General features: G+C 36.4%; 33 protein-coding genes and 7 tRNA genes. 38 read left to right on the top strand and 2 right to left on the bottom strand.

Annotation, left to right across the window (positions count from 1 at the left end; genetic code table 11):
* The first annotated feature begins 511 nt into the window (after positions 1 to 511).
* The 9 genes from T356_RS0112675 to T356_RS0112630 all read left to right on the top strand — a co-directional run bounded on the left by T356_RS0112675 (position 512) and on the right by T356_RS0112630 (position 6861).
* The gene (locus T356_RS0112675; protein WP_026514799.1) at positions 512 to 718 is read left to right on the top strand and encodes a helix-turn-helix domain-containing protein; all 207 of its coding nucleotides are present in this window, start codon (positions 512 to 514) and stop codon (positions 716 to 718) included.
* Positions 719 to 774: 56 nt separating this feature from the next.
* Positions 775 to 1158: a hypothetical protein gene (locus tag T356_RS0112670; protein WP_026514798.1), complete on the top strand. Its 384-nt coding sequence runs from the start codon at positions 775 to 777 to the stop codon at positions 1156 to 1158.
* A 112-nt stretch (positions 1159 to 1270) separates the two neighbouring features.
* Positions 1271 to 1978 carry a YkgJ family cysteine cluster protein gene (locus T356_RS0112665; protein WP_242846622.1) on the top strand — a complete coding sequence of 236 codons (708 nt, stop codon included), beginning with the start codon at positions 1271 to 1273 and terminating at the stop codon, positions 1976 to 1978.
* 99 nt (positions 1979 to 2077) lie between these two features.
* Positions 2078 to 2377, top strand: a complete 300-nt coding sequence (locus T356_RS0112660) for a hypothetical protein (RefSeq protein WP_026514796.1) — start codon at positions 2078 to 2080, stop codon at positions 2375 to 2377.
* 62 nt (positions 2378 to 2439) lie between these two features.
* Positions 2440 to 3039, top strand: coding sequence for a hypothetical protein (locus T356_RS0112655; protein ID WP_026514795.1), 600 nt, complete (start codon positions 2440 to 2442; stop codon positions 3037 to 3039).
* Positions 3036 to 3839 carry a hypothetical protein gene (locus T356_RS0112650; protein ID WP_026514794.1) on the top strand — a complete coding sequence of 268 codons (804 nt, stop codon included), beginning with the start codon at positions 3036 to 3038 and terminating at the stop codon, positions 3837 to 3839. The genes T356_RS0112655 and T356_RS0112650 overlap by 4 nt, the downstream gene beginning before the upstream one ends.
* A gap of 184 nt (positions 3840 to 4023) precedes the next feature.
* Positions 4024 to 5091 (top strand): Fic family protein, encoded by a 1068-nt coding sequence (locus T356_RS0112640; protein WP_026514793.1) that lies wholly within the window; start codon positions 4024 to 4026, stop codon positions 5089 to 5091.
* A gap of 121 nt (positions 5092 to 5212) precedes the next feature.
* Entirely contained in the window at positions 5213 to 5644 is a 432-nt protein-coding gene (locus T356_RS20500) for a GNAT family N-acetyltransferase (RefSeq protein WP_081777850.1), read from the top strand.
* A 269-nt stretch (positions 5645 to 5913) separates the two neighbouring features.
* Positions 5914 to 6861, top strand: a complete 948-nt coding sequence (locus tag T356_RS0112630) for a hypothetical protein (RefSeq protein WP_026514792.1) — start codon at positions 5914 to 5916, stop codon at positions 6859 to 6861.
* A gap of 132 nt (positions 6862 to 6993) precedes the next feature.
* On the opposite strand, the gene T356_RS20885 is transcribed toward T356_RS0112630, so the two are convergent.
* On the bottom strand, positions 6994 to 7278 hold the full coding sequence (locus tag T356_RS20885; protein WP_081777849.1) for a hypothetical protein: 285 nt from the start codon (positions 7276 to 7278) through the stop codon (positions 6994 to 6996).
* 204 nt (positions 7279 to 7482) lie between these two features.
* Here T356_RS20885 and T356_RS19410 point away from each other — a divergent pair, with 204 nt between their 5' ends.
* The 4 genes from T356_RS19410 to T356_RS0112605 all read left to right on the top strand — a co-directional run bounded on the left by T356_RS19410 (position 7483) and on the right by T356_RS0112605 (position 9973).
* Positions 7483 to 7746, top strand: coding sequence for a helix-turn-helix domain-containing protein (locus tag T356_RS19410; protein ID WP_051563426.1), 264 nt, complete (start codon positions 7483 to 7485; stop codon positions 7744 to 7746).
* Between the two features lie 332 nt (positions 7747 to 8078).
* Positions 8079 to 9332: an ATP-binding protein gene (locus T356_RS0112615; RefSeq protein WP_026514790.1), complete on the top strand. Its 1254-nt coding sequence runs from the start codon at positions 8079 to 8081 to the stop codon at positions 9330 to 9332.
* A gap of 100 nt (positions 9333 to 9432) precedes the next feature.
* Entirely contained in the window at positions 9433 to 9591 is a 159-nt protein-coding gene (locus T356_RS21855) for a Com family DNA-binding transcriptional regulator (RefSeq protein ID WP_420314842.1), read from the top strand.
* Between the two features lie 163 nt (positions 9592 to 9754).
* The gene (locus tag T356_RS0112605; RefSeq protein ID WP_026514788.1) at positions 9755 to 9973 is read left to right on the top strand and encodes a sigma factor-like helix-turn-helix DNA-binding protein; all 219 of its coding nucleotides are present in this window, start codon (positions 9755 to 9757) and stop codon (positions 9971 to 9973) included.
* A 283-nt stretch (positions 9974 to 10256) separates the two neighbouring features.
* On the opposite strand, the gene T356_RS0112600 is transcribed toward T356_RS0112605, so the two are convergent.
* Positions 10257 to 11282 (bottom strand): sugar phosphate isomerase/epimerase family protein, encoded by a 1026-nt coding sequence (locus T356_RS0112600; RefSeq protein WP_081777848.1) that lies wholly within the window; start codon positions 11280 to 11282, stop codon positions 10257 to 10259.
* Between the two features lie 177 nt (positions 11283 to 11459).
* Here T356_RS0112600 and T356_RS0112595 point away from each other — a divergent pair, with 177 nt between their 5' ends.
* The 25 genes from T356_RS0112595 to T356_RS20495 all read left to right on the top strand — a co-directional run bounded on the left by T356_RS0112595 (position 11460) and on the right by T356_RS20495 (position 25061).
* On the top strand, positions 11460 to 11954 hold the full coding sequence (locus T356_RS0112595; RefSeq protein WP_197020912.1) for a TetR/AcrR family transcriptional regulator: 495 nt from the start codon (positions 11460 to 11462) through the stop codon (positions 11952 to 11954).
* A gap of 10 nt (positions 11955 to 11964) precedes the next feature.
* Positions 11965 to 12495, top strand: a complete 531-nt coding sequence (locus T356_RS0112590; protein WP_026514785.1) for a tyrosine-type recombinase/integrase — start codon at positions 11965 to 11967, stop codon at positions 12493 to 12495.
* 85 nt (positions 12496 to 12580) lie between these two features.
* Positions 12581 to 13090: an SMI1/KNR4 family protein gene (locus tag T356_RS0112585; RefSeq protein ID WP_197020911.1), complete on the top strand. Its 510-nt coding sequence runs from the start codon at positions 12581 to 12583 to the stop codon at positions 13088 to 13090.
* 204 nt (positions 13091 to 13294) lie between these two features.
* Complete coding sequence (locus T356_RS0112580) at positions 13295 to 13609, top strand: hypothetical protein (RefSeq protein WP_026514783.1); 315 nt, start codon at positions 13295 to 13297, stop codon at positions 13607 to 13609.
* Positions 13606 to 14004, top strand: coding sequence for a hypothetical protein (locus tag T356_RS0112575; RefSeq protein ID WP_026514782.1), 399 nt, complete (start codon positions 13606 to 13608; stop codon positions 14002 to 14004). The genes T356_RS0112580 and T356_RS0112575 overlap by 4 nt, the downstream gene beginning before the upstream one ends.
* Before the next feature lie 5 nt (positions 14005 to 14009).
* Positions 14010 to 14759, top strand: a complete 750-nt coding sequence (locus T356_RS0112570; RefSeq protein ID WP_026514781.1) for a hypothetical protein — start codon at positions 14010 to 14012, stop codon at positions 14757 to 14759.
* Between the two features lie 4 nt (positions 14760 to 14763).
* Entirely contained in the window at positions 14764 to 15207 is a 444-nt protein-coding gene (locus tag T356_RS0112565; RefSeq protein ID WP_026514780.1) for a hypothetical protein, read from the top strand.
* A gap of 44 nt (positions 15208 to 15251) precedes the next feature.
* Complete coding sequence (locus T356_RS0112560; RefSeq protein ID WP_155839035.1) at positions 15252 to 15695, top strand: hypothetical protein; 444 nt, start codon at positions 15252 to 15254, stop codon at positions 15693 to 15695.
* Positions 15686 to 16372 carry a hypothetical protein gene (locus T356_RS0112555; RefSeq protein WP_026514778.1) on the top strand — a complete coding sequence of 229 codons (687 nt, stop codon included), beginning with the start codon at positions 15686 to 15688 and terminating at the stop codon, positions 16370 to 16372. The genes T356_RS0112560 and T356_RS0112555 overlap by 10 nt, the downstream gene beginning before the upstream one ends.
* Before the next feature lie 2 nt (positions 16373 to 16374).
* Entirely contained in the window at positions 16375 to 17172 is a 798-nt protein-coding gene (locus T356_RS0112550) for a hypothetical protein (RefSeq protein WP_026514777.1), read from the top strand.
* Between the two features lie 23 nt (positions 17173 to 17195).
* Positions 17196 to 17969 (top strand): hypothetical protein, encoded by a 774-nt coding sequence (locus T356_RS0112545; protein WP_026514776.1) that lies wholly within the window; start codon positions 17196 to 17198, stop codon positions 17967 to 17969.
* Positions 17970 to 18159: 190 nt separating this feature from the next.
* Entirely contained in the window at positions 18160 to 18435 is a 276-nt protein-coding gene (locus tag T356_RS0112540) for a hypothetical protein (protein ID WP_026514775.1), read from the top strand.
* A 240-nt stretch (positions 18436 to 18675) separates the two neighbouring features.
* Entirely contained in the window at positions 18676 to 19074 is a 399-nt protein-coding gene (locus T356_RS0112530) for a hypothetical protein (RefSeq protein ID WP_026514773.1), read from the top strand.
* Positions 19075 to 19458: 384 nt separating this feature from the next.
* Positions 19459 to 19680, top strand: coding sequence for a helix-turn-helix domain-containing protein (locus T356_RS0112525; RefSeq protein ID WP_026514772.1), 222 nt, complete (start codon positions 19459 to 19461; stop codon positions 19678 to 19680).
* A gap of 10 nt (positions 19681 to 19690) precedes the next feature.
* Positions 19691 to 19761: transfer RNA gene (locus tag T356_RS0112520), tRNA-Gln, on the top strand.
* 4 nt (positions 19762 to 19765) lie between these two features.
* A tRNA-Cys gene (locus T356_RS0112515) sits at positions 19766 to 19837 on the top strand.
* 6 nt (positions 19838 to 19843) lie between these two features.
* A tRNA-Phe gene (locus tag T356_RS0112510) sits at positions 19844 to 19916 on the top strand.
* A 126-nt stretch (positions 19917 to 20042) separates the two neighbouring features.
* Positions 20043 to 20115: transfer RNA gene (locus tag T356_RS0112505), tRNA-Lys, on the top strand.
* A 4-nt stretch (positions 20116 to 20119) separates the two neighbouring features.
* Positions 20120 to 20192, top strand: a tRNA-Lys gene (locus T356_RS0112500).
* 4 nt (positions 20193 to 20196) lie between these two features.
* A tRNA-Gln gene (locus tag T356_RS0112495) sits at positions 20197 to 20269 on the top strand.
* Between the two features lie 4 nt (positions 20270 to 20273).
* Positions 20274 to 20346: transfer RNA gene (locus T356_RS0112490), tRNA-Asn, on the top strand.
* 114 nt (positions 20347 to 20460) lie between these two features.
* A complete protein-coding gene (locus tag T356_RS19405) occupies positions 20461 to 20982 on the top strand; it encodes an Rpn family recombination-promoting nuclease/putative transposase (protein WP_051563425.1) in 522 nt (173 codons plus the stop codon).
* Positions 20979 to 21986 carry a transposase gene (locus T356_RS19400; protein WP_051563424.1) on the top strand — a complete coding sequence of 336 codons (1008 nt, stop codon included), beginning with the start codon at positions 20979 to 20981 and terminating at the stop codon, positions 21984 to 21986. Before T356_RS19405 ends, T356_RS19400 begins: the two co-directional genes overlap by 4 nt.
* A complete protein-coding gene (gene istB, locus T356_RS19395; RefSeq protein ID WP_081777846.1) occupies positions 21979 to 23073 on the top strand; it encodes an IS21-like element helper ATPase IstB in 1095 nt (364 codons plus the stop codon). The genes T356_RS19400 and istB overlap by 8 nt, the downstream gene beginning before the upstream one ends.
* Before the next feature lie 248 nt (positions 23074 to 23321).
* Complete coding sequence (locus T356_RS20495; protein ID WP_051563423.1) at positions 23322 to 25061, top strand: methyl-accepting chemotaxis protein; 1740 nt, start codon at positions 23322 to 23324, stop codon at positions 25059 to 25061.
* Positions 25062 to 25066 lie beyond the last annotated feature (5 nt).

Raw genomic sequence — 25066 nt, 5'->3', positions numbered from 1 at the left:
TGGCGTTAGGGATGTCAGAAGGAAAGAAATAATCGCATATCAGATCAGGCAATCTTTTAAGCCCGGAGAGGTGACGCCGGAAAAGCAAATGAGATCGGATACGAGCTTGCCATAGGATCTAATAGATTGTAAAAAACTTTTGAGGAGTATTGATTTCGATTAATACTCCCTCTTTTTCATTTAGATAGAAGTTCAAGTATATTTGGGAGTTTATTGGATACTATTTTTGAAATGCCAATTCTGATAGATATGATGGATAAAGAAATTGTTGATTATATTAAGCGTAAAGTTAATCAAATTGATATATAGAAGCCGCTGAAAATGGAAATGTGGAATTGAGTTAAAAATTAAAAGATTATATTTGGGAAAATTTGTCACGAAATTTTGTTCGCCCAGTTGAATGAAAATCGCAAGAACTTGAATAAAAACACCATTATTTGGTGCGTGTGATATCTCATTATGATAAAATTAGTAGGATGCAGCTGTATCTTTTTTATCTGTGAGGCAAACTATGAAAATCAGTTACAAGAAATTATGGGTAATGTTGGCAGAACAGGAAATGAGCAAGCAGGAGTTTCGAGAAGAATTGAAAATTGCCTCTGGTACTATGACAAAATTAAATAAAGGACAAGAAGTATCTATGTCTGTTATTCTTCGTATATGTGATTTTTTTGATTGTAACATAGGCGATGTATGCGATGCAGTAAAAGTAGAATAAATATATTGGTGATTTTATGATAGAAAGAATATGCCCTAAATGCAAGGTCCCTATGAATGGCACTAATTGTATTAATCCAAAATGTGGTCATGCTACGGAAATGTCATCAACGTTATATTGGTGTGATGAATGCGGTATTCCTATATATGAAAATGAATGCCCGATTTGTGGCAAAAAAAGGAAAATATATTGCGACAGATATTCGACCGGTTTTTCCAGAAGAAAATATATTGATTTCTCTGTTGACTACGGGTGACCCATATAAGTATCAGAAGAGCTCAATCTGGTATGGCTCTAATTCCTATATTATCGATGGTCAAAAGATTAAGCTTTCTGTAAGTAAGGAGAATTCTAAGCCAATAGAAGAAATTAAGGCTGTGAAAGAAGCTTATGAAAAAGCAGTAGAAAAAATAGATTATGATTCTTTAAGCAACATATAGACAAATTCGTGAAAGCTAAGCAATTGTTTATGTAGAAGAGAATAATGATTGATATAGCATTTGGGGAAATGCTGTTAAAGGTATTGGCGGAGGGATTTTTGTTTTGGCAACTATGTTTAATTATTTTGGAAAAAAAGATAGATTAAAAAAGAATGTTCATGATTTAAATTGGATAGATTTATCTGATTTTATATTTGAATCAGGCAATTATGCGATGTCTCATAGCGTGGAAATGATAGCAGAGGTAAAACGTCGAGCTAATGGCAATCCTCAAAAAGCATATGAGAGCTTATTAGAAGTTTGTGATGAAAAAATTGATGAATTCGAATCAATAGAAAATAGGCATTGCTGTTGCAAAAGGGGATGTTCATATTGTTGTTATCAGGCAATATATCTGTCTCAATTTGAATGGAAGATGCTTTTATATTTAATTAACAGAATGACACGAAATGAGCGAAAGGCTATAAAAATAAAAGCAGAAGCAAATTTGGAAAAAATTAAGTCAAAAAATATTCCGATAAAACTTACACCATTCATGGATGAGACAGCAAATAATAAATTGTATTTGAAACAGAATATCCCTTGTCCCCTTTTGGGAGAAGATGGTGCTTGCTTAGTTTATCGAAGGCGACCACTAGCATGTCATAGTTTCAGAAATTATGGTATTTCTTCAGAGTGTGAAGGAAAGATACCTCAAAATTCATATACTTTTGATGAATATCATCCAGCAGTAAGACTTCCAATTATTATGGAGTTTTCTAATACAAATGATATGTTAAATATGAATCTGTTATCCTACCTTTTGGCAGAGAATTTATAGTTTGTTTTTAAGTTAGAGATAGATGTTACAAATGATATTAAGGAAACGCAATCTGATTTTGTGTGCCAAGATTATTATTGCTTGAATGATAATTTGATTATGCGAGATCATGCGGATTTTAGAGGTGTTCCAGAGTGTACGGGAACAGAGGAAAATTATTTTGATTCTAATAAATACGTTGCAAAAAATAGAGATAATATTGTGCAATTTATTGAAACAAATTTTAAAACATTTCCGGCTTCGGTTTATTGCCGCATAGATTTTGATGAACCCTTGGAGGACATTGTAAATTGGATGCAGGATCTTATCATGAAAAAAATGATGGTCATGCAGAAAAGAGCAATTTTGTATAGTTCAATGAATTTGCATGCAGGGACTGTTATATTCTATGTAAAATAAGCAGTCATAGTGCGAATCGTGGGGATGGATTATAAAATGCTATAAAAAAACGGAGAGCTACAATGACATGTTTGTATATTTATCGAATGACTGATGATTCCGGGTTTGCGCCATGCGTGGAAAAAGGATTATTGTCGCTTGCTTGTTGCAAAGGTGGGCAGATACGAAACGGAAAAATAGTCAATACTGGGTTAAGGCATCGTATTGGAATACATCGAGAGGCAAATTATGCTACTGATGATGTTTATATTCTTGGGGTGTATAAAAATAAAATGCTTTATTTCGCCAAGGTAACAAATGTTGTTATGATGGAAGAATACTTTGGCGGGATGTCAAAAGGGCGAACTGATGATATTTATAGTTTGGTTCGTGGTAAGCTTATTCGAAATCAGAATTTGCGTAATGAAGATGTACATACTGAGCCTGATAGAGTAGTAAAAGATCTTGCGGGGAAGTATGTTGTCTTGTCAGATGATTATATCTATCTTGGGGAGGATGCTGTTGTTATAGATGGCATCACTCAGTATTATCCAAATTTTCAAGAAACAAAAGTGTATACAGATGAGCTGGCGCAGAAGATTGTTAATGAGTGTATGAAGTATCGAGATAATAAGGAACATGCTCCAACTGCGCCTATTTATAAGAAAGGAAAATGCAGATGAAAATAATTCTTTCGAGAAAGGGATTTGATTCATCAAACGGAGGGTGTCCTAGTCCTATAATGCCCGACGGAACCCTGTTATCAATGCCTATACCTACAGATGATGATGTTTCTTTCTCAGATGTTGCATGGAATGGAATAACTTATGCGGACATTCTAAAGCAGATTAGTCCAAGAAAAACATATAGAAATTGTCATTTGGATCCTGATATTAGGGATAATAGGATAAATAAAATAAAAGGATGGAAGCCGGCTTTTGGGCAGACGGGGGCAGCACAGGGATTACTTGTAAATGCCGGAGTTGAAGTTGGTGATATTTTCTTGTTCTTTGGCTGGTTTCGTCGTGTAGAGGAAACAGGCAAGGGATATAGATTTGTGACACGAAAGACGAATGATTTTTATTATGGGAGCAATCTGCAGGTTATATATGGATATATGCAGATTGGGCAGATAATCACTGATCAAGAGGAGATAAAGAAATACTTTTGGCATCCTCATTCATCATCTATACATACTTGTAATCCAAATAATGCATTGTATTTACCGGCGGAGAAATTGTCTTTGAATCCGAGTTTAAGTGGTTATGGCACATTGGATTATCGCAAGGATAGGGTTCTTACCATGGAAGGTAAGGGAAGAGCAACATGGAATGAATATAGCTTTCTGGAACCTGAGTATATATACGGTGGTAGGAAAAACTGTGCAAAGGATGGCGGATTATATTATGCCGGTATTTGGCAGGAATTGGTTATAAATGAATCTGAAGGTTTGATTGACTGGGGAAAACAGATTATTGTGTAATTTTTTATCTGATTTGAGAGGTTCATTATGAAGAAAAGCATAAATGAGATATCGCAGATAAAGATTAAAGAAGAATTTTTTAGCACCGAAGTGTTTGGAGTTAGATGAAGCCAGAAAAATAGCAATGAAGGATATAGACTTTTATATAAATGATTTTTCGTAATTTTTTTAATGGAGTAATGGTATGAAGGATATAAAGAAAGATCCGTTTGGTGAATATATAAGAAATTTGCCACCGACGCGAAAAGAGTTGGGGCAGGCATGGTCTACTGCAATTGGATTGCAAGATGTAGATGGGCTTAAGCCATCAGAATATCTCTATGAAACAGCAAGAAAGAGTATTGATGGAGAAATTTCAGTTGATGAAGCAGGTGATCTAATCAATAGCTATTATGAGAGTAAGGATGGTCGACTTGCAGCTGAAACTAGAACAGAAGAAGCTGATAAGGTTTCTGCCAGGATTGCTAAATTACTTTCAGAAAAAGCATTCATTTTTTCTCCGACACAGTATATTTCAATTCATAGGGAACTATTCAATGGCATTTATTCCCATGCAGGAAAAATACGTGATTATAACATCACCAAGAAGGAATGGGTATTGGATGGAGATACTGTTTCTTATGGCGGAGCGATAGATTTGCGGGAAACCTTGGATTATGACTTTTCACAGGAAAGAGATTTTAAGTTTAATGGCCTGACAATGGATGAGACAATTCATCATCTGGCAGTTTTTATTTCCAGATTGTGGCAGATTCATGCTTTTGGTGAAGGTAATACCAGAACTACTGCCGTATTTTTTATCAAGTATTTAAGAATGCTGGGATTTGATGCAGAGAATGATATGTTTGCAGAGAATTCTTGGTATTTTAGAAATGCTTTGGTTAGAGCTAATTATACAAACATTAAAGAAGGAATATATGAGACTACTGAGTTCTTAGAAAAATTCCTTAGAAACCTGCTTTTAGGTGAGAAACACGAACTGCATAATCGAGAGATGCATATACGTGGTGAATTTTTATTGGGTCACGCTGACCCGATAAATGACCCAATAAATGACCCGATAAAACTTGACGAAAGGGAGAGCCGGATTATCGAGTTGTTGCGTGAAAATCCGTCATTAACCAGAGCTGGAATGGCGGAACAGTTAGGGTGCTCAGATTCAACAGTAAAGAGAATCTTGCAGAACTTGGTTGATAAAGGTGCAATCAAGAGAATTGGATCAAATAAAAAGGGCGAGTGGATAATCTTGTAAGGTGTGTCCTCTTGCAATATAGCGATAATTGTAATGTTTTTTCCGGAGGTGCCATATGACTGTAGTATGATATATTTCCATATGCAATTGATAAATCGGAATTTGGTGGTGAGGTGGCAAAATGATTAGAATTATGGAGAACACTGACTTAGCACAATGTGGCATGATTTATTCAAAAGCATTCCCTATGGAGCATTGGGGAATAGATTGGACAGCAGAAAATGCAACAGAATATCTTCAAGATTTTTTTGAACAGAAAAGATTTGTTGGGTATGTATATGAAGAAAACAGCGAAGTATTAGGATGTATATTTGCACTTTGTAAGATTTCTGGGAGCAAAGAAGAGATTTACATTAATGAGATGGCAGTACTTCCCGAACGACAAGGGCATGGAATAGGTAAACAGCTATTAAATGCGGTTAAAGATTACAGTAAGGAAAAAGGACTTGCGGGAATTGTTCTTTATACAAGCGAGTATGCACCAACGGCTAAGTTTTACGAAAAGAATGGATTTAAGTTATCAAATGGAACTATATGTATGTATTACGAATAATTGAAAGGTAGTTTACAGAACCACTTTTAGCTTGTCAGAACGACAAATTCCAGTTTATAGACATCTTTCAAACTTTAATAATAAACGTTACATAGAGCAGTTATCAGAAGATAGCTGCTTTTCTTTATTTTGCAAAAATTTAAATATTGTTGATTTGCGAAATTCGCAGACGGAATTAAAATATGATTTGTCTTGATTTTAGGCACTAAAGGTGCTATTTTTAATTTGTAACATAAAATACGTTACAAATTAAAAAAAGAGGTTTATATATGAAAGAATTTATAGAGAAGAGCATTGGGATGGAAGTAGATATTAAAGACATAGACTATAATGGAAGACTTCCAATGATCTATTCTTCATTATATGATTTCAAGATTGCTAGTATGCATAATATAGAGTGGCTAATAGCAATTCCAAAAGAAAAAATCAATTTGGCTCAATTACGAAAGCACCATAGGCAAATTGAAAAACTTTTGGATTTGCGTTGTGCTTTGTATATAAAGAATACCAGCACTTACTCTAAGAATGCAATGATAGCAGATGGAATTCCTTTTATTGTAGAAGATAAGGAAATATATCTTCCATTTTTAGGTATCCTTCTCAATTCTGCTCGTGAAAGAACTATAAAGCCAGTTCAAAGAATATCATTTTTAACTCAAAAAATGATTCTTACAGCAATTTATGAAAGATGGAATGGGGTTACAGTTACAAAAGCGGCAGAACAACTAGACATTACAAAAATGTCTGCCTCTAGGTGTTTTGACGAGATAGATTTTTTTGATATGCCAATTCTTGGAACCAAGGGCAAGTCACGTGTCATTAATGTACCGGATGATATAAAGGAACTGTGGAGTAGTATTGAAGTTTACATGAGAAATCCGGTGATTAATAGCTTTTATATTAATGATAATTTGAATCTTCCTGTTTTTGGTGGAATGTCAGCGCTTGCTGAATATTCGATGATATCTGATAATAAATATCCGACTTATGTTGTGGCAAAGAAAGATATAAAAGATTTGGCACTGAAGGATAGGTTGGTTGATATAAAAAAAGACGAACCTGGCTGTATTATACAGGAGGTAGGTTACGTGGTTTCTTTTGACAAAGGTGGTGCTATTGATCCATTATCACTTTTATTATCATTGTCAGATGATGAAAAAAAAGATGAAAGAATCGAGATTTCTATAAGAGAAATGTTGGAGGAATATGTATGGTAGCGGGGGTGCTGAAATTTAAAGAGTACTTCAAAGACTACTGTAAGTCAATAAAAAACTTGGATTTTAATGATAACGAGATAGTGGTTTTGTTTGTTAATCTGAAAGTCTACGGTATAATACTGAGTTCTCTTTCTATATCGCAATTCTCCACTTACTGTTATGCGTTTCAAAATATAATCGTACCTTCCGCTTGTAATCAAGCACGACAACAATACATTCAAAAACAAATGTTGAGTAAGAAACATAGAGCCCGTCCGGAGTAGTATAAGGCCCCGGATGGGTTATAGTTCTATAACCTTTTATCGTATAATTTTCATATTGGCCATCTTCGTTCATCAGCCGGAAGCGGAGGGGAATTACTTCGCCGTTCGACTTGTGCTGGCAGATGACGTCTACAGTATCAATCACTCTACTCATAATATATAACCTCAATTAAAAAAGAACTAATGTTTGGGTATAAATATAATATACCTTTGAAACAGATGTTTCAATAAAGTTTTAATAAAAAATCACCTTACCACAGTCAAGTAAATCCTCGATTCAGTTAGGCTAAATGCAGTAAGTTATTACTCTACAATAATTATGTAGTACTTCGTGGGGATTGGAGGTTTTTTTACCACAATGGATGTTACTGCTAAATGGCTGATTGATAGGATTGATAATCTACGTGGCGAAAAGAATATGTCAGAATACAGGCTGTGTGAGCTGTCCGGAGTAACTACTTCGACTATGTCCGCGATGAGAAGGCGGACCAGCATGCTACAGATTCAAACAATACAAAAGATATGTGATGTGTTTGGAATATCTTTGAGCGATTTTTTTAAACCGACTGCGGAGCCAAAAAGTGGCATGTATTTATCTGATAAAGAAATGGAAATATCGTAATATAATGGTTCAGTCAGTTTAAGAGATCTTGGCTGAACCTTTTTTGCGCCCACATTCTCCAAACTAAATGCAACACAGGATACAAGAAAAAAGCGTGCCGTAAAAAACAGCACGATAGTGATAGGTAAGAAACAGAAAAACAGATTTTAATATGCGGTGGAACTGCGGGCGGATGGAAAGTTAATTCGCCACGTGACACCGTATCGAACAAAAATGCGGAATCCGCAAAAATGTCGATTAGAGTATTGAATAAGCTATTCTTATGATGTATGATTCTATTGAACAAAAATGCGGATTCCGCATTTTTGTTCAATAAGTAATGAGGTGACAATATGGAAATACGCAGAGATATATATTTGAATAAGCTTATTTCAAAAAAGCATAACGGACTAATTAAGGTTGTAACAGGTATGCGAAGATGTGGAAAATCATACCTTTTATTTAATCTTTTTAAAGAGTATCTGGTAAATGAAGGAGTTAATGAAAATCATATTATTGAGATTGCATTTGACTCTTTTGAGAACAGAAAGTATCGAGATCCTGAAGTTTTATTTCCATATCTAATGGAAAAAATCGTTGATAAAGAAATGTATTATGTTTTATTAGATGAAGTTCAGATGCTCGATGATTTTGAATCAGTTCTTAATAGCCTCGGAAGAAAGAAAAATGTGGATGTATATGTAACGGGAAGTAATGCCAAGTTTCTGTCAAAAGATATTATTACTGAATTTCGTGGACGTGGGGATGAAGTTCATATGTATCCGTTAACATATAGTGAATTTATGAGTGTATATGACGGTGACAAACAGGAAGGCTGGAGGGATTATGTGCTGTTCGGTGGAATACCGCTTGTGCTAGGCTTTGAAACGGCTGATCAAAAATCTGATTTTTTAAAATCTCTATTTGAGGAAACCTACATTTCTGATATTACTGGAAGGAATAATATACGAAATAAGGCAGAGTTAGAAGAACTTCTGAACATTTTATCATCAGCAATTGGATCGCTTACGAATCCAAGCAAGTTATCTGCGACATTTAAAAGTGTTAAAAACAAGACTATAAGCAAAGAAACCATAATCAAATATATAGATTACCTTAAAGATTCATTTCTTATTGATAGTGCAATTCGATATGATATTAAGGGTAAAAAATACATTAATACTCCATCGAAGTATTATTTTACCGATCTGGGACTTAGAAATGCGAGACTTAATTTTAGACAGGTTGAGGAGACTCATGCAATGGAAAACATTATATTTAATGAATTAAAAGTTCGTGGATATAATGTGGACGTTGGTGTTGTTGTGATGAATGAAGTTGACAAAAATGGTAAGAAGATTCGGAAACAGTTGGAAGTGGATTTTGTCTGCAACAAAGGTTCAAAGAGATTTTATATTCAATCAGCCTATGCGTTGCCTGATAAAGAAAAGATGGAACAGGAACAACGCTCACTAGTGAATACAGGCGATGGATTTAAAAAAATTATTATTACAAAGGATGCTGTGGCACCGCTTTATAATGATGAAGGCATATTGGTAATGAGTGTTTATGATTTTCTTCTAAATCCAGATAGCATGGAAATCTAAATGAATATTATATTACGCGACAAGGTTTAAAATCTATCTTTTGAGGGGAGCAGTAATTTCAAAAGAGGGGGTATAGGTCTTGGAACATGTAGAAGAGAAAATGATCTATGTCTGTTGTCCTGTTTGCGGGCGATTGCTGTTCAAAGGTGAGAGTTTCTCAGGTGTTGAAGCAATGTGCCCAAAATGCGGGGCGAAAATTAAGGCAGAAAGACAGCGGATTTATATTCGTATTTCGTTCGAATCTAAAGAAGCTGTATAGTTGTTACAATTAAATACCTGAGTTATCCGTACCGGCATCGGATCCGGCTGTGAATCGGAATGGTTGCGGCGGGTAGCAAGAGTTTGGAGAAGCATTATCCCGGAATCGAGGGAGATGCAAAATGGGCGATAGCTACAGATCTGTCCCGTGAGGAGCTGGAGGCGTGCCAAAAGCCATTGATCCGGAAGAAGCGATAAATGCTTATGTTCTTCGCGTTGCGATAAATCAGCTGCCGGATAAGCTTCAAAGGAGGCTACGAATGTTCTTTTTCCATGGCTTCAGCGAGAAGGAGATAGCAGATATTGAGGGCGTGTCTCAACCGGCGGTGCATTACTCTTTGCAGTCGGCGATAAGGCAGATGAGGTATGTGTTGGATATTTGATAAAGAATCCCTATGGCATCGGATATATCGGTGCCATAAGGGACATGAGATTTTTTACTAAATTAGAAATACCCCTGCGCTGTGCAGGGGTATTATTATGATATTAGAGAGATAACGCAGCCTTGTAGCCGCCTTCTTTATGAATCTCGCGCATGTATTCATCTGCGGAATGGATATGCAGTGGGCCAAGCTTTTGGAATGCCTCAGTAATTCCGGATTGTCGATCAAAGTATGCCCAAAGAAGACATTGCGCATAGCATTGTCTTCCTCATCTCAACCACGTTTAAAAATATTTATTCATGAATTCGGAGCTCACTTCGATACTCTTTACCGGATCATTGTCAATCCAGTTCATGTGAGTTTCCAAAATAACTGCCATAACACCCTTTTCCTTTATGACTTCAGAAAGGCCCTTAAGATTCATATTGCCTTTTCCAAGCTCTGTGGCCTTTTCTTTAAGGATGGGTGTCATATATGGTCCTTTTTGAGTGTTTCCTCTGTCATTAATATGCCAGTACTTAAGACGTGAGCCGAGCTTTTCTATTATTGGATAGACGTCAGCGCCTCCGTCAGTCATCCAATATGTGTCCAGCTCAAAATTCACATATTTATCGTCAGTGTTTTCTATAATCACATCATAAGCTGTCTTATCCGTTGAAACCTTCTGCAATTCACAGTTGTGATTATGATATAAAAGCTTTACGCCGTGTTCTTTCAGAGCTTTTCCTGCAGTATTTAACCGCTCTGCCAGACTCTCAACCTCGTTTAAATCGCTATAATCAAATCTGTACATTCCTGTTATAACAACTACGTCTGTGCCATAGCTTTTTGCAAGATTCGCAACATTCTCAGGATCTGCTTCTATTGCACCGAGATTTGAATGCATACTGCTTACCTTGAGCCCGCTCTCATAAATAAGCGTATGCCAATCCTGATTACCGCTGTTTCCTATGTCCATTCCACCAAATTTTGTCAAAAGCTTTACTATAAAAGGAGATTTTTCTATCATGAAATCATTTATCTCTATATAATCATATCCGGCAGCTTTAACATGTTTCAAAGCGTCAAGCGTAGTGTCGTAATTATCTGATACTGTACCGAGCATAATCTGCTGCACGCCTTTTTTTACAGTATTCTCCTGAGTATTAAGCTGTGCACTGAAATAATCAGCTATTTCTTTTCTTGTAACTTCATAAGGTCCTGCTGTGGCATTTAGATATATATTTCTTATCAAAAAGGCAATAATCATGCACAACACGGCAATTAAGACGGTGAATATCAGCGGCTTTTTTTCCTTTAACTTTCTCATTTTAGATACTTATATTTCCTTTCGGTTTATTTTTGCTTATAATATAATCATCATGTGTTGATTTCAACCGACAAATATTTAACTTCTGTTGATTTCAGAAAAGGAGTATCAATGACAGCCTCCGGAGAGACCAAGATTTTACATACAAAAGAGCGTATAAGAAATTCCCTTATACAAATGCTTGGAAATATCACTATAGAAAAGATAACTATAAAGGAATTATGTATGACAGCCGGCATAAACAGGACAACTTTTTATAAATATTATGGCAGTCAATATGACGTGTTAAACGAAATTGCTTCAATATATATATCTAAAACAACCGCTCTGGTTATGGAGAATTTAGCCGAGAATCGGAAAATAGCTGATGATTTGGTAAATGCACTTCAGTTCATAAAAGACAATGCGGATTTTTTTATCTTATTTCTGGGAAAAGATAACTTAAATCCTATATCAGATATAAGCTCATTACTACCGGATTTTAATAAATTTGTGCTGGCATCCATGCGTAATTCATCTATCACAGAATATGAAAAAAAATATCTGTCCTCCTTTGTTTTACACGGAAGTGTCAAAATGATAAGTGACTGGATATCTGACGGATGCAGCCTTAGCTGTCAGAAAATGTGCAGTTTAATATTAAATGCATCCGGAAGAGTAATCGGAATATGAATTGCATTCTATGAATTTAAATGTGCCGATAGTTTCTGTATATGTCGATGGGACAGAGCTTGCATCCTTAAATATAGGTGATGTTGTTTTTGAAGAAAACATTATGGACAGTTCAATGAATCAAAACTATGTATATACGCTAAGAAAAGGGAAAAAGCAACATTCCAAGAAGCCTTCCAAAGTATTTTTTTCGGAGGAATCAAAAGAATATATCACGGAATACCTTGAAGAACGCGCAGGCAAGGGTGAAAAACTAAAAGATAGCTCTCCTCTTTTCATAACCGGAGAGGGCAATCGTTTGTCTGTCCGTGGAATACAGGACATGGTAAAAAAATATGTAAAAGCGGCTCTTGGTCGCAGTGATATCAGCGTACTTAAGCTTAGATCCAGCTTTGCCATGGAATTTTACAAGAGTGAGAAAAACCTCCTTGTTCTCCAGGAGCGCATGGGCCATAAGTCGATGGCTGCCACCAACATCTATGCCAAGGCCAGTGATAAGAAAGTACGCTGTTTATGCGTAATAGGCACTCCGACTATCTAAATTCATCGCTCCGCCATAAGCGGAATGGTTACGCCATTTGTCCGAAATATGCAACAAAGAGGAGTAAATAGCATAAAGGAGCATATTGCCATATTTAAAGAATATGAATGTTTTAATAGAACTCACAAAAAAAGCAATAGGTAAAGCGTTGATAAAGGACGCAATAAATGATGTAGAGTATGATTTTAAATGGAATGATCCGGCAGATCTAAATGAAATAGAAGATTTTGAAAAAGAAACCGGCTGCAAAATTCCGGATTATTATAAAGAGTTCCTTCTTTGTTCCAATGGGGGAATTCTTTATAGAATAAATGAAGAAGATGCCGGATTTGAATTGCTTGGTATAAAAGAGCTTAAAGAATATACAGACGAACTTAATGATGCCGGATATGAGATACCCATCGGATGCTATGTTTTTATGAGATGCTTTTTCAGTGCGGATATCATGCTGTTTGACACAAATAAAGGATCTCGTTGTATTTTGGATGGTGATGTAGGATATCCCTCAAATGAATGGAAATTCTTAAACTGTGATTTCAATACCTTCTTTGCCAGACTTGTTACATGTAATGGCGCGATGTTTTGGAGATGGTAAAGAATGGTTCCTTCCAATGGAGACGTTTTCATCCTCTATTTTTATGCAAATGGGGCGCAAAGACAATATATATTGTGGCGATACGGTCTATGAACGGCTGTGTCGCTATTTCTTTATGATTTTCCGTGCTTGCTGCCGTATATTTATGCGTGATAAAGTATTACCGAAATGTTACAAAAGATTAAATATAAGGAAAAGAAATATATGGCAGAAGATAAGGTTTTTATGGACACAAACGTGTTCACGGGGATAGTTAATGATATAAGAAATGCGGCAGACAGCTTGGTTCTATCTGAGGAGCCGCTTAGTAAGACAAGTGCGCTTGAAACCTTTGCTGCAGGAAGAGAGATAATCGAGACTTTGGAAGAAGTCTACAAGAATTCAGATGTTTACAGATATGAGGCATCGCAGGCACTTCCAAAAGGGTTACTTACGCTCCGTGACAGCATGATAAATGTTGACAGGGTAGCAAGCGAAAGTATTAACGCAGAAGGTGGAATCGGAGGAAATAAAAGATGAGCCGTGAAAGTGATATACATTCAGAAATACATCATCTTAAAGATAAGATCAGAGGATATGAGAATGAGATAAACGACCTTGAGAACAAATCAAGGCTTATAGAAGGATGGCAGAGAAATATTCAGGAAGGTGCGTATGAGCCTGAAAAAGCATATGACATGACCTATGGAGGAAATTTTGCGGGTGAACTTGAAATCAAAGCAGAAGAATACCGGACGCAGCTTTGTCAAAATATAGAGATTGGTCAGAATGGTACCTCGCAGCTTCTTTCAGATATAAGAAGAATAATAGAGACAATACGTGAACGTATAGAAGAGTGCTGGAGTAGAATATCAGACCTTGAAGATGAGCTTGATGCTCTTGCAGAGAATAATTCGCACAATAATGAGGAATAAAGATAATGGATTACGATTACAAAAAATATGATGCCCAAAAGGTAAATGACTTTATAGAAAGCTACGCTCACGCCGTAGATGGATATACCTCGGAAGGCAGTTATGTTGAGGCGGGATATGTGGAGTATCACAACAACGATAAAAACGGTGATAGAAGTAGCGATAAAATAACAAATGCATCTTTTTATTGCCATGGTAGATCTCCGAAAAGATTCAAAGACCTAAAGGAAAATGAGTTGTCGTTTGCTTATGATTGTGGTGACGATAGTCAAGAAGCCAAATTTGCATTTCTGCAATCGGATGTTGGAAAGTTGAATTCTGAAGCATTTGATAATACTACAACATATTTTTATTCTTGTAATTCCGGAACAGATGATGGAAATAAAGGCTCTTTTGCTCAGGCATGGAGCAATAAAACCGGTGGCAGAAGTTTGGGATTAAAGAATGCCAGAACTTTATATGCGTTTATTAATTCGACAGGAAATTGGGGGTTCTATTTTGGCGGAGGAATAGCTCTTTCACCATCAGATTGTTGGAATTATGCAATGTCATTTTTTGGAAAAGAGTCTGATTCATGGAAAGAAAAGAAGGATATAAAAGATAGTCGTAGAGATAGTCATAAAGGTTATTCTGAATTAGGTTCATTGCAATATCCTTGGATGGTATCTTTGGCGGGAGAGTTTGTAGATTCAGGCTGGTTAGATGCGTTTGATAGACATTGGGCATGGTATGAACCGGAAGAATGTGAGGGGTGATTGAATGAAAAAGAAAGTATTATTTGGAATATTGTGTATGCTGTTGCTTGTTGGCTGTGGAGATAGTATGTTTCCTGACCTTCCTAATGATGCAATTGCTTTTGAGTCTAAAGAATATTTAGAAAAAGGAAGAAGCAATGATTGCTATTTTTATGAATTTGAATATAACGGAAGGAAATATGTTGATTATGGGGATATTAGAGGATTTCTTAATAAAAAGGATATCGATAAGTGTATAGGATATATAGTTCAACCAGATGGTAGCAACAACGTAAGAATGTATACGCTTACGGAAGATAAAGAATGCAATTTTATAATTACTTTTGAAGTAAAATCTAAAGAATTGATGAATCCTGGGGTGCTAAGAGCAGAAGATACTATGGGGAAGGATATCGGTTTGCCTAAACATGTTTTTCCTGCAGAGTGCTATGAAAGAATATGGAAATAGTTAGTAATACAGGGCGTTTGAACAGGAAGAATGTGAGGAATTAAGTGAAAAAGAGAACACTATTTGGAATAATATGTGTGCTGTTGCTTGTTGGCTGTGGAGATAGTATGTTTCCGGACCTTCCGAATGATGCAATTGCTTTTGAAACTGAGGAGTATTTAGATAAAGGAAGATGTGATGATTTTTATTTTTCTGAGCTTGAGTACAATGGCAGAAAATATGTTGAATATGGTGATTTTAAGGGCTTTTTTCATAAAAAGGATATCGACAAGTGTATAGGGTATATTCCTCAACCTGATGGTAGTGATAACGTAAGAATGTATACGCTTACAGAGGATAAAGAATGCAATTTTTTAATAACTTATGAAGTAAACGCTAAGGATTTGATGAATCCCTGGGTGTGGAGAGCAGTAGATACTATGGGCAAGGATATTGATATACCTAAACATATTTTTCCTGCAGACTATTGCGAAAGAATATGGAAATAGTTATAAATAAAACTCGTAAAATAAAAGAAATAATAGGAACTGTACTTGCTGAAAAAGGCTTTAAATATATACGTTGTGAAAGAAGGCTTATCTGGACTTTTGGACGGAAAGTGGAAGAAGTTGAGCAGGAAGTATATATTCAGCAGCATGATTATTTGGAAGACGATTATAAATTGATGTTCTGGAGTTCTGCTGATGGAAACGGTATGGAGGAAATCGGAGGAATCTGTTGTGTTGCAGTCTTTTTGTGTTATGGGATATATAGGATGGAAAGTGATTCAAGAAAAAGAAATATAATTGAAAGATTTTTGGATTTAAAACTTACGCAAAAACTGGTAATATTGCTGGATTTATTATTTTGGTATATTTGCATATTGCCTGTGATACATGTAATTGCGGATTGTGTTGATGGTGCTGTTAATGGAGCTGTTCCATGGATGTCATCATTTGGAAATGATGCTGTCGAAAAAATATATGGGATGGATGCGGTTAAGGATATTCTTTCGTTTTATTTTGGCTTTCTTCTTGCCGGTGTTGTGATGTGGATATTTTGGTTGATATTTACTATTGGTTTTACGTCGTATGCCATGGCATGTACGCATTATAGGAAGCCTCAGCTTTATACGGATGAAGGTGATTTTTTGCACATGGTAGGTGAGGAAGATGAGCAGAGTTAAACATGGATAAAAAGGAAAATATAGAAGGTAGCAAAGTGAATAGGCATTTTTTTTCTAAGGTCATAGTTTATTTGTCTGTTGCGTTGCTGGCGATAGTTACATTTTTAGTGGGATTAGTTCTCGTGTTGATGCTTGTATTTGCGGCATGCGGCAATGATAACATCGGAGATATTTCTTATGTTGCAATTTCGCCGACAAAACAATATCAGGCAGAAGTAGTTCAGATCAGCTATGGAGCTACCGGAGGTGAAAGCGTTATTTGCGTTGAGACTGCCGGAGAAAATGCTTTTCCTTTGGAGCATGAAAAAAATACTGACAATAGTATCAGGATTAAAGAAACCAAAATGGGCTGGGGAGGACAGTATGAAATAGAGTGGATCTCAGACAACTCTTTTACTGTTCTTTTAGGAACGGATTTTAAGCATTATTACCTGATTGAGATGAATGGAAATAGCTATACTGCTTTAGAGGGGCTTGTTATTAACGAAAGTAAAACACGAGTTTTGGAGAGGAACGTGTCCGGTGATGTTATAGAAGTGACCGCAGAGATATGTGTAAAAAATAATATAGATGATGTTGTTTCCTTTTCTGCAGATACGTATGCTGCAACAGACGGAACCCCCTATAGAGAAGCAAAATTAACAGCTGATGACAATCTTGAAACAGGGGAGCCTCTTAGAATAGGTCCAAATGAAGAAAAAACATTCATAATCAAATTTGTTGGGGAAAAGAATCCTGATGAAGAATTCTTGGATGATGAGATTGATAGGGTATATCTTGGCATCAGACAGATTGGGTAAAGATATGGTAGGTTGATGTGATAATGAAGTTTAAAGACAAAATAAAAGAGATGATGGCACCGGATGTAAAACAATACAAAAAAATTATTAAAGATATTATGGGACCTGATGCAAAAGAAAATGGTTTTGTATTAGGAAAAAATGGACCGGCAGGGCTTTTTAAGAGAACATTGGCATCTTATGAAAAGAGAATAGATTCTTCATATGTTCAGGGGTTCGATATTGAATATGATTCAGGTGAAGATAAGTTAGTACTATGGTCCGGAACAATAAGGGAAGAACGCTCTTTTGATAAGGATAATGAAGCTTTATTCAGGAAAAAAATTGCTGAATTTGCCAACATTATGAAAGAGAAGGGGTATACGGCGTGGAAAGAAGATGAAAAGATACCGCGTTTTAGTATGTCTGAACAAGGTTTTTTATTAAAAAACTATAATGATTTATCATTGCAGTTTTGCCAAGATAACAATATTGATGTTGATGCGGGCATCGTTGATAAACTAAATTATATTATAGAAAAGGTTGAAAAACTAAAAAATCGGAGATTTGAAGAAATAAAAGAAGAATTGTTTAAAATCGCGGCTTTTTATGCAACAACGATGCTGACATGTGATGGCGCGAGTATAAATGAATATAAGGGAGTTGATTATTATGCTATTGTGAGTGGTGAATTAGGCGTAATATATCCTTTAAATGGAATTTTGAGATTGTGGTTAGATTCAAAAGATGAGTGGTTTGTATATAATTCTTGCGAAACTATTTTATCAGAAGAAGAATTTGAAGCTCTGAATTTGTGATTGGAATGGTTATGAAGTAATTCTTTTACATTTTAAAGATGATGCTTTAACAAAAGTTGAAAAAGAACTATTGGCGTACTTATAAATGCTGACTATGATAGAGTACTAAAAACTCAAACTTAAATTCCAAGAATAATTATTCGAATTCAGTTAAATGAATAGAACGTAATCAAAATAGAGATATAAATACATGAAGAATAAACAAATGATTGTTTTAGATATAGCTTTATGGTTGTTAGTAATATTTCCTGTCATAAAGCTTATAAAAATATGTCTAGAAGCATACTATGTAGGAGCAAAACCAAGTTTTAATGAGGGTACTGTGTACTATGGAATGGAAGGCGTTAAGATGATGTTTTATATGATGATATTTTATGGTTTTGCTTATGTTGTTTTATGGATTATATGTCTCCTTGTAGCAGTAATTTTTACTGTTTATATGGTGAGGCAAATAAAAAAGGTTTGATAAATGAGAATAATTCGAATAGCTTTATTTGTTATGGCTTCTATAATGATTGTTGTTGGAGTTTCTATGATGATAAACGGATCATTGGAAATGTATCCAACAAGTGAACAGCAAGACAAAGCTCATATAGCAGGAGCAGTTTTAGCTTTTGTATGGGGAATAATAAGTATCCTAACATGGATTTGTCGAAAAAAAGTGAAATGTTTCGGATTATAGCCGTGAGGAGTATATTTTCAATAAATGAAAAAGTCAATAGACAAGCTTGATGTAGGGATTGGAACGATACTTGCTTTTCCGATTCTTCTGATAGCATTATATATAGTAATAGAGATGGTCGGATATGTAGCCAATCATGCAACAACATATATGCAGACAAAAGGGCTAACGGCATATATAGAGAAATCTATAGAAGATGTCAGTATTGTGGATGTATATTCATTTACAGGAAATACTACCGGAACAGGTAATCATGTTGAGTGTGAGTCTAAAGTTACTTTCAATTCTGGCTTGTCTGAGGATGAGGTGAGTCAGGTATTTGAAAAAAAGTACAAGGAGCACGTTTTGGAAAAGAAAGATGGTAGCTATGTCATAACTGTATATGGTGACGCACCTTTCCGAGATAATATAGAAGGGCATTAAAGAAGTAAAATATCCGTAAATGAAGGCGGGGGGCTCTGATCACGCAGGTGTCATCCGATGACACTATACAAAATGTCCCGCTAGGGTGATAATACAACTACAACAAAGATATGGAGCTGTGAGTGAGCAGCAGAAAGTTAAGAGGAAGATTTTTAGAATGTATTACGTAACTATCAACAAGCAATTTAATAATAAACAGTTTAAGCAGTTCTGCAATAATCAGAAATGTTTTGTTTGCTATGCAAATTGCAAGTTGGTGGAATGTAATCAAGGTTCTCAAAAATAAAAGGAATCTCCAAAGCATTAAATGTATAGGTTAGTCTGTATGCCACTTAGCTTGCAAAGGTTAAGTGGTTTTTTAATGCGAAAAAGGAGATTAGAAAAATGGATTATCCAATAATAGATATTGAAGGAACAGGAATACATATAAGAGATTTGATAAGGGAAAGCGGTCATACAGTTACAGAAGTTTCTGAATACCTTGGGACAAGCACTTCTCTTGTATACAGATACTTAAGAGGAGAGGTTCTTCCAAGCATTGACAGGATTGTGGCTCTTTCTGTGTATCTTGAAGTCCCTATAGAAAGAATAATAGCAGTCGAGTGAGGCTGCACTATGCGGTATGGGGTAATGGTAGCCCACAGGATTTTGGTTCCGGTAATCTTGGTTCGATTCCAAGTACCGTAGTTTAGGCGTAGTAGCCAAGATGGAAAGGCTCCGGACTGCAACTCCGGGATCGTGAGTTCGAATCTCACCTATGCCTCTATATGGATTCGTAGCTCAAATGGTAGAGCGGGAGATTGAAGATCTCCGCGTAGGCGGTTCGATACCGTCCGAATCCATTACGCTTCCTTGGCAGAGCGGATATGCACCGGCCTTTTAAGCCGAGAGATGCGGGTTCCCTCGCGGAGCTCGGAGTCGCAAACGTGGCATCCCCCGGATGCCTGCGACCCCATGGGGAGTATTTAGCTGTCTTAGCTCAGTTGGAAGAGCAACGGTCTTTTAAACCGTAGGTCATGGGTTCAAGCCCCATAGGCGGCATTAAGCTGTTGTAGCTCAGTTGGAAGAGCAGCAGACTCTTAATCTGAAGGTCGTGGGTTCGACACCCACCAGCAGCATTGATGCGGTATAGCTCAAATGGTAGAGCGCTTGATTCTGATTCAAGATGTTACAGGTTCGATTCCTGTTACCGTAGTTTCGGACATATAGCTCAATCGGCAGAGCATCCGGCTGTTAACCGGAGGGCTGTGGGTTCAAATCCCTCTATGTCCGCTGTTTCGGTTTTTCTGTTTTGAGGAATCGGGTTATAAATTTCATTTTTTCTTTAGAAAGTTGCGTACTTTAGCGGATTTGCTATAATGTAAGTGAGTATAATTTGTTTTATGAATGGGTTATCTTCTGTTCTGCATAACAAAGAGTTTAAGCTATCCGGAAGAACAAAAAACTATCAATCCTTCATATGATAGCAAGAGTGTAAGGCTTGATGTGTATGTGGATGATGAAAAAGGCACAGTTTATAACATTGAGATGCAGACAACAAATCCGGGTAATATTCCGAGGCGTGCGCGTTATTACCAGGGGATGATAGATCTTAATTTGATAGAAAAAGGCGAAGATTATCATAAACTGGCAAAGAGTTACGTCATTTTTATCTGTACTGAGGATATTTACGAATTAGATAAACCGGTTTACAGATTTGAGAATTACTGCAGAGAGTATGAGCTTCCGTTTGGAGATGATTCAAACAAGGTTATTCTTAACGCAGCTTGTACTGAACTCCATGACACAGAGCTTGGAAATTTCCTGAGGTTTGTTCGTACCGGTGAGCCGATGGATGAATTTACAGATAATCTACAAAACGAAGTTAATGTTGTTAAACGCAAGCTACCTTTATTGCTGCGCATGTGAAAGCCTTCGAGTTCTTCGGAGGTCGCACCAAAGAGATTGTTTACGATCAGGATAAGGTCCTTGCGGTAAGCGAAAATAATGGAGACATTATCTACACTGATGGATTTCAAAGCTATCTCGACGAGATGAAATTTGATGTTTATCTATGCAGAGGAAGTGATCCTGAATCTAAGGGTAAGGTAGAAAATGTAGTAAAGTACGCAAAGCATGGCTTTGCCGAGCACCGCATATTTGTTGATATAGATAGTTTCAATGATGACTGTGTGAAATGGCTTGCTAGAACTGGAAACGCCGAAGAACATGGCACAACACACAAAATACCGGCAGAAGTATTCGCACGCGAAAAAGAATACTTGATACCGGTACCTCATTACAGTTTTGAAACTGCGCCAAACGAGAGTATATCTTATCAGGTAAGAAAAGACAATGTTGTTCTCTATAAAGGGAATCGTTATAGAGTGCCTACAGGTACATATGCTCCCGGTAAAAAGGTCTTTATGATAGTAGATGATGAGGATAACGTAACAATAACTGATGCAGTAACATTGGCTGTTTATGCCAAATATCCGGTATGTCATGACAAGGGACAACTAGTAGGCAGTCGTCATAACCGTGACAATAAAAGTGCATCCCTTAAAGAGGTTGAAACTGCTCTTAATGAATTATTTAACCAAGATGAGCTGGTTGGTCCATTCCTTGAACATCTACATCAGGAGAAATCTAGATACTATCGAGATCAACTTAATGTAATAAAAAAGCTATTTGAAGAATGGAATGCTGATGCAGTAATCAAGGGATTGCACTACTGCAGTGAACGAGAGCTGTATTCAGCAGGTGAACTAAAATCAAGCATTATATTTCTGAGCCAGGAAGATATTTCTGCTCACAAAACTAAATATCCTGAAGCAAAGCTTCCTGACAAGTATCAGAACACTGGTCCTGAGGTGAGAAACCTAAAAGATTACGAAGATGCAATGGATAAGGAGGTGCGTGCTAATGGATGATGGATTTAACCTTTTAATGTTAAAAGCCAATGCAAAAACACTTGGCTTAATACAGACTAAAAATACAGTAGAACAGCTAGTACATGCGGCTGAGGAATCGCAACAGACGTATGCAACCTTCCTCAACGATGTACTAAGTGCCGAGATTAAATATCGGCAGGATAAAGCTCAGGAAAAAAGAATTAAGGAGGCAGGATTTCCATATCCTAAGTATCTTAAAGACTTTGATCTTGGCTTTTGTAAATCAATATCAAAGAAGCAGTTTAATCAACTGGCGGAACTGACATGGATAGATGGAGTTTATAATCTGATTCTTTCAGGACCTCCAGGTGTAGGTAAGACACACCTTGCCATAGCTCTTGCTTATCACGCGTGTGAACGCGGATATAAATCAAGCTATACAACCATGCAGTCACTTATGCAGTGCTTAAAAACTGCTGAAATAGATCGACGTAGTAAGACAAAACTAAATAGGATAAAGAAATCTCATCTTCTTGTTATAGATGAAGTAGGCTATCTCCCAATAACAGCGATGGAGGGAAATCTATTTTTTCAGCTGATATCAGATCTACAGGAACAAACGTCTATCATCATTACGACAAACAAAGGGTTTGAGGAGTGGGCCGAATTCTTAGATGATCCCGCTCTAGCAACAGCAATCCTTGATAGACTTTCCTATCAGTGTGACAGGATAAAGATGTCAGGAAAAAGTTATAGACTTGAGAATCGAAAATCATTTCTAAGGAGGATGGTAAAGATGAGATTTAAGAAAAACGTATCCGCAGAATTACGCGCAATTCTAAGAGAACAGCTGCATAAATATAAACGTGAAAATAAAGACATCACTGAAGAAGAAATGAAAGAATTAGAGGATTGGGTGGCAGCTGGCAACAGTCCATACGACAATCCTTATAATGGGTATCGGGAGGATGGTTGGCCACTTGATTTCATCAGTACAATAAGAGATATAGAGGAAGAAAACAGGTGGTTCGAAAGTCTAAGTGAAGAAGAAAAAGAGGAACTCAGACATCCTAAGCCAAGCTCAACATTTGAAGAATTAGACCTTGATGCCTGTCTTGCAGAGTAGTTCGTATAATCTAAAAAAATACCCACGGAGAAATCCGTGGGTGCTATGAAAAAGTGGCGGATTTTAACTGCCAAAAACTGCTGGTTCTTAACTGCCAAAAAACGCTGGAAATAAAGTGCCAAAATTTGCTGGTTTTTACTTGCCGTTTACATGAAGTTATTACATTTGGCGAAGCATGTAATTTGAAATGAATGAAATGAATTGTCATATGTAACAAGCTGTGTTGAAGTAAAGGAGAGAAGGTATTTATGAAGGCAATGGAAAACTTGAATATTAGGATGAAAATAATGGTTCCAATGTTTATGCTGGTACTATTATTAGTTATTACGTTTTTATCATCGATTTCTAGTTTGACGCAGATGAAAAACGCAGATGAGAGGATTTCTGGTTATTATGCAGAAAGTATGTCGTTGCTGGGGGATATTTCGACTGATGTTGAGGCTTTACAGAAATTAGCCTATTCTCACTGTACAGCTACTGATGTAGAAATGAAAAAGTCAGTAGAGGCAGAAATTGAAACTGTTACAGCGCGTTTGGCTGAAACATGTTCGAAATATGAAACAGTATTAAAAGCAAATAATGGAGATGCTGCTTTATATGAGCAGTATAAGCAGAAATATGATACTTTTATGGACACCTTTAATACAGTAATTACATGTAGTTCATCGTATCAATATACAACAGCTCAGGGAATGGCAAACGTTGAGTTAAAGGCTCAGGGAAGTGATGTAAATACAATGGCTAACCAGATGCGTGAAGCAAACAAGCAGGAAATGGGTGAAGCCGTTCGCAAGAATAGAGGAGCGTACAGTGCTTCAATTAATATAAGCTTGATTATTTTATTACTTGCTGTTATTTTAACAGTACTTTGCTTTATTGTTTGCAAGAGAACAGTTATTAAGCCATTAGAGAAAACACATGAGACATTGCAGCACATTGTAGATGAAATCTCGGATAATAGAGGAGATTTGACAAGAAGAATTGAAGTTAAGGGTACAGATGAAGTTGGTCAGATGGGTAAAGGTATCAATGAGTTTATTGAAGCTTTACAGAGAACGATGAAGAGTATTATTTCAAATTCATCTGAGCTTGACAAGATCGTTGGAAATGTTGCTCACAATGTGACTACAGCAAATGAAAATGCTTGTGATATTTCATCTGTTATGGAGGAGTTATCTGCTTCTATGGAAGAGATATCAGCTACTACAACTGGTGTAAATGAGAATGCAGCAAATGTTGACGCACATGTTGCTGATTTGGCGAGTGTATCAGAAGACTTATCTGGATACGTTCAGGAAATGAGAAATAGAGCCGATGAGCTTGAGAGAACGGCTGAAGAAAATAAGAAAAATACAAATATAATTATGGGAGATATATTAAGCGCTCTCCAGGAAGCGATTGAAGAATCAAAGAGTGTAGAGAAGGTTAATGGTTTGACAGATGAGATTTTAAGTATTTCATCTCAGACAAACTTACTTGCATTAAATGCTTCCATCGAGGCTGCTCGTGCAGGAGAAGCAGGAAAAGGTTTTGCAGTTGTTGCAGATGAAATTAGACAGTTGGCTGATTCAAGTAGAGATACAGCAAGTAATATTCAGAATATCAATGATATGGTAACAGTTGCAGTTAAAGAATTAATTAAGAGCTCAGACGAGATTATTACGTACGTTAATGAAACAATCTTGCCTGATTACGACGGTTTCGTATCAAGTGGACAAAAATATAGAGAAGATGCAGCTTACGTAGATAGTGTTGTACATAAATTTAATAAAATGTCTATTGATTTGAAGGATTTGGTAGGAGGTATCAAAGAGGCAATTGAAGGAATTACATCAGCAGTTGATGAAGGTGCAAAAGCAATTTCGAATGCAGCGGATAATACATATGATTTGGTAAGAAAGATGGAAAATATCGATGAACAGATGCACGGAAATAATGAAGTAGCAAGACAATTAAAAGTTGAAACTGATAGATTTGTTAAATTTTAACTGGA

Source organism: Butyrivibrio sp. LB2008, from assembly GCF_000621565.1.
Taxonomy (GTDB): domain Bacteria; phylum Bacillota; class Clostridia; order Lachnospirales; family Lachnospiraceae; genus Butyrivibrio.
This window is presented reverse-complemented; position numbering and strand designations above follow the sequence as displayed.